Genomic DNA, 4,373 nt, shown 5'->3' with positions numbered 1-4,373 from the left:
GATATACATTTCTTTTTTGACTAAAATACTCTTTGACCAGGCCTGAGGAAGCAATATCTGTTACCGGAAGGCTTACCACGTTACCCTGTATATCTGTCCAGGTTTTTCCAAAATCTTCGGTTTGAAAATAATACAGGTTGGTTCTCAAATCCACATTTCCATTGGGATGCCAGTTACAGAAAAAAACAATTTTTTCTCCATGGTTCCCGGAAATTTGGTAGTGGCCACTGTTTTTATCCTCAGGTCTTTTAATGCCTACTAGCTGCTTATCTTTCGTCCAATTATCACCATCCCTACTCGTTTCAAAATACAGTTGTCGCACACCGGTATACTTGGTAAACAAATTGAGGAAACCTTTACCCGCAATGTATTTTGGCTGGGGATAGGTCATTTCTTCTTCTGAAATTTGCTCAAAGGAGTCCGTGCTGTAAGGCAATGTACTTTTATATTTAAAGCCCATTCTTTTCCTTCCTCTTCCGCTTACAAAAACCCATATATAACCTTGCTCGTCTATCGCTAAACTGGGATTGTCATGGGGGTCATCCACGCCTAATTTATCGTAGACAATGACAGGTTTTGAAACCATTCCGGTGTTGTGGTCAAATTCTCCTATCATGCATAACAGGTACTTTTCATCTTCACTCCTGGTACCACCGTATACGAAAAAGGTGCGGTTTACTTCCGGTGAGTAGATGGCAAGAGGGATATGCTTGGCTGTATAAGTACCAAGTCCTCCTGAATATTTGTCTCCAAATTCAGACTTTTGTCCGAGTGTAAACCAAATTCCTTTATACCCATTCACAGAAGGATATTTCTCTTGTGCGAACAGGCTGGTTCCGGTAAAACAAAAACACACCAACAAACTTAAAACTAATAGGTTACATGAAATCTTCATAGGGTTCGATTTTAACGACCCAAACATATGCATAATAAGGAGAGAAAGAAAGCAAAATTATAGGTTCACAAATTTCTTTTGTTTTAAATTTCTCCTATATCGTTTGATCAATCTATCGATTCCTGTTCACTCAATGCCATTGAATCTATTTACCTGTACTACGCAAACTAAAAATACTAGACAAAATAATATGCTATAAAACGAGAAAAATAATACGTTAAGTGAACCCAAAAAATTTAAAAAAATAATTATATAAAAAGTACAAAGCTTATTACAACTCAACCCTACAACTTTTCCCGGTTTGGCCTGAATAATTATAGGCCATAGTTTACTTTCAAATTTACAAAATCTTGTAAACTGAATGGTTTTACCCAAAAATCAACAATCCTATCATAAGTTTTGGCTTTAAGCCGATCAGCATCTTCAATGGAAGAGGTGATTATAATAACTTTCAATTCTAAGCCTTTGTTGTTTTTTTCAAACTCATCTAAAACTTCCCACCCTGACAATCCGGGCATATTAATATCCAAAAACATTAGATATTTATTTTCATTACCTTTATCAGTCAAAAAGGACAAAGCTTCTTCACCATTATTGAATGAAATAATTTGATGAGAAATGCCTGCTTTCTGCATCAATTTCTTTTGTAACAAAATAACGATTGGGTCATCGTCTACCAATACTATTTCCACATTCTACTTATTTACTTGAAACTACTCAAATTTTATACCCAAATTCAACTAATACAACCGAACTAAAACTAGGACTAGTTCAGGTCATTTATTTTATATGCACTTTTGTATATTTAAAATACATTTTTTCAAATGTAAATCAACTTTGATGAATTAAAAAAATAATCCAGTCTTTTTTTCTTAAAATTATACCTATTCCTAGTTATGTAATAAAAAATATCTAATCAGTTATAAATTTAGATGGTATGAATAAAAAAAAAGCTCAATTACAATTAATGTAAATGCTAGGCAAGTTTTAAAACTTATTAGCCATTTTAAATATTTCCTCAAGTAACAAATTTGGTTATAAGGCAGGAACAACAAAAAAATGTAAAAAAAATATTTCAAAGCATAAAATTAGGGTAACACCGCACCTATTCTACAGCATTACCCTAAAAATCATATCAAAACGAAATTGAAAAACGAAAGTAAAGAATCCTTCAATACATCTTATTTTGAGGTAAATAAATCAATGGTCAAACATTCGTTCATAATGTGGAACTGGTGCCAGTATGCCCCCACTCTTTTCATAAAAATCCTTACCGGTTGGGTAAACCCCATTTTTGGTTTTCACCCATTCCTCATTGGCCATTGGATGATAACTTACCATTTTATCCCAATTCTTATAATATTGATGACCATTCGTTTCCTGTAAACCTAGTGGCATATCCGGAAATGAATGTAATCTAGCTGCTACATTCTTATTCCAATCCACCAAAATTGGGTTAACGGTAAGGTCTGCACAAAAACAAGGCACGTTTTTTTCGTAAGCCGCCTGTGCAATTTTCATGGTCATGCTCATGGTTTTGGCAATGGCTTTTAGTGCGATAGCAGAATAACCTTGCTCAATTCTTTCCAAGGCATCTTCTACGGTATGGGCACTTTCATCTGCGGCAATCCTTACCCCTAAGTCGCCCACAAAGACCTTGTTTTTTTCTCCAAAAGGCTCTTCAATGACAGCAATTTGATCAAAAGCCCCAATCTTTTTGGCATGGTCAAGAAAACGCTCCAAGGTTTCTTTCTTTTCATACCTTTCATTAACATCGAAATAATAAGGTATTTTACCATTTTTTGTATAGGGGGTTTCCCGGTCACCTAAAGTTTTGTGAACCGCTGTCAAAAATTCAATATCCTTGGCAAGCATTTCCTTTTGTGTACCGGCTGCTCCAGTTTTCAATTTCATTATAAAATGCCCCTCGTCTGCAGCAGCCTTTATGTCTTTTATGGAAGCCCCCACACTAAAAGAAGGAATACTGGCTACTTTATCATGTTTTTGAGATAGACCGGGGCGATAAGCCTCGGGAATCATCTCATCAAAGTTTTTCATGCCATTTTCTTCTTGATACAATAGCCAAGCCGCATTGTCTACAGGTACCAATGAATTTAAGGCAAAGGTGGTTTTAAGGTCCGGGTTTCCGGTAATCTTCTGCCCATAGGCATACACCTCCGGTAAAACCTCGTCAAGTAAAGTAATGGGATCTACAAAGCTATTGCCCTTAATTATTTGTAAGGCCCGCTCAGTCATTGCATACATCAATGCGTTCCCGCCGGTCGTAGAATGATTTTGGAACACTGTCTTGTCTGACCATAGGGTTCCTTGCGTACCAATTCCTATTTTATGTATTCCACTTTCCGACTGCATCAAGGCAACGGCCTGCCAAGCTTGCGTAATGGCACTGCCTTTAAACCGGTATGGATATAGAGGTTCTCTCTCGAAATTTGAATCAGTATGGGTAATTTTTATATTTCTCATCTTTCTACTTATTTTCTCAGATTTACCAAAACCAAAGGAAGGGCTGATACCTAATCCACCGGCTGCCAAAGCAACGGTAGACCTACTTAAAAACGCTCTTCTGCTAAATCCAGTATTGTCTTTCTTTTCCATGGGAATTTGTTAATTAGGGATTTTATTAAGGGTGTACCAAGCCTCTGAAGACCACAATTTATTTCCATTTTTACTTTTTAAGTCAAATGGTAAATTAAAATAGACCACATGGTTTTCTTTCAACCCATCAATTTTCAGTTCTATTTTCATACCATCATCGGAAACCAAAAACTCTCGGACTTTCAATGCTTCCAAATCCAGTTTTGGGCCTCCATAGGCAGCAGTGGCTTCGTACCTATATTGTTGGATAACCATTTTATCTGAAACAGCATTCAAATTTTTCCGATCCAAAGCTTCGGTAAATTCAATTTCAAACCCATCAGATTTGGCTTTAATGGACAACATTTCAAAAGTACTTTTACCATTGTATTGAATCTTCTCCAATCCATATTGATTTTCTTTCCAGCTCCAGCCTCCTACCATTCCCACTTCACCAACATACAAAGCACCATCAGGCCCCCAAACGAGTCGATTAACACCTGCACTAAAACCTTGAGAAAACCTAAATACCGCACCTTGATATTGACCTTTAATTTTTTCCAAAAAGTCTCGTTTGATCCCCCCGTTACTTACATCTCCATGCAACATTTGCCCTTTATAGGGTCCATCTCGCATTAGAATCGGCTCAGAAGGGGAATTCCCTATTTCCTTGTCGGGCAACCAAATGGCTGGGGGGCTGGCTTTGGGAGGGTTTTGCTCTTCTTCCTGGCTCAAACCCCAAGCCATTCCGTTGTAATTGCCTTTTTGAACATGAATTAATTTATTCGCCGGCAACCATTGCCCTTGGTTATCTGTAAGGAACAATTGATTATCCACCCCGATACCAATTCCATTACGCGTTCTTAAACCATAATCTAATCTT

General features: G+C 37.0%; 3 protein-coding genes and 1 pseudogene. All 4 read right to left on the bottom strand.

The window, feature by feature from the left end; all coding sequences use genetic code 11:
• The coding region (locus tag AAC037_RS20460) for a BNR-4 repeat-containing protein (protein WP_339905219.1) at window positions 1-895 on the bottom strand (895 nt) is incomplete at its 3' end.
• Window positions 896-1,209: 314 nt separating this feature from the next.
• Window positions 1,210-1,587, bottom strand: coding sequence for a response regulator (locus AAC037_RS20455; protein WP_339905217.1), 378 nt, complete (start codon window positions 1,585-1,587; stop codon window positions 1,210-1,212).
• Between the two features lie 508 nt (window positions 1,588-2,095).
• Window positions 2,096-3,511 carry an enolase C-terminal domain-like protein gene (locus AAC037_RS20450; protein WP_339905216.1) on the bottom strand — a complete coding sequence of 472 codons (1,416 nt, stop codon included), beginning with the start codon at window positions 3,509-3,511 and terminating at the stop codon, window positions 2,096-2,098.
• A gap of 9 nt (window positions 3,512-3,520) precedes the next feature.
• Window positions 3,521-4,373: pseudogene (locus AAC037_RS20445) on the bottom strand (cytochrome C); the annotation flags it as partial.

The sequence above is a fragment of the uncultured Cyclobacterium sp. genome (genome assembly GCF_963976465.1).
GTDB lineage: Bacteria > Bacteroidota > Bacteroidia > Cytophagales > Cyclobacteriaceae > Cyclobacterium.
This window is presented reverse-complemented; position numbering and strand designations above follow the sequence as displayed.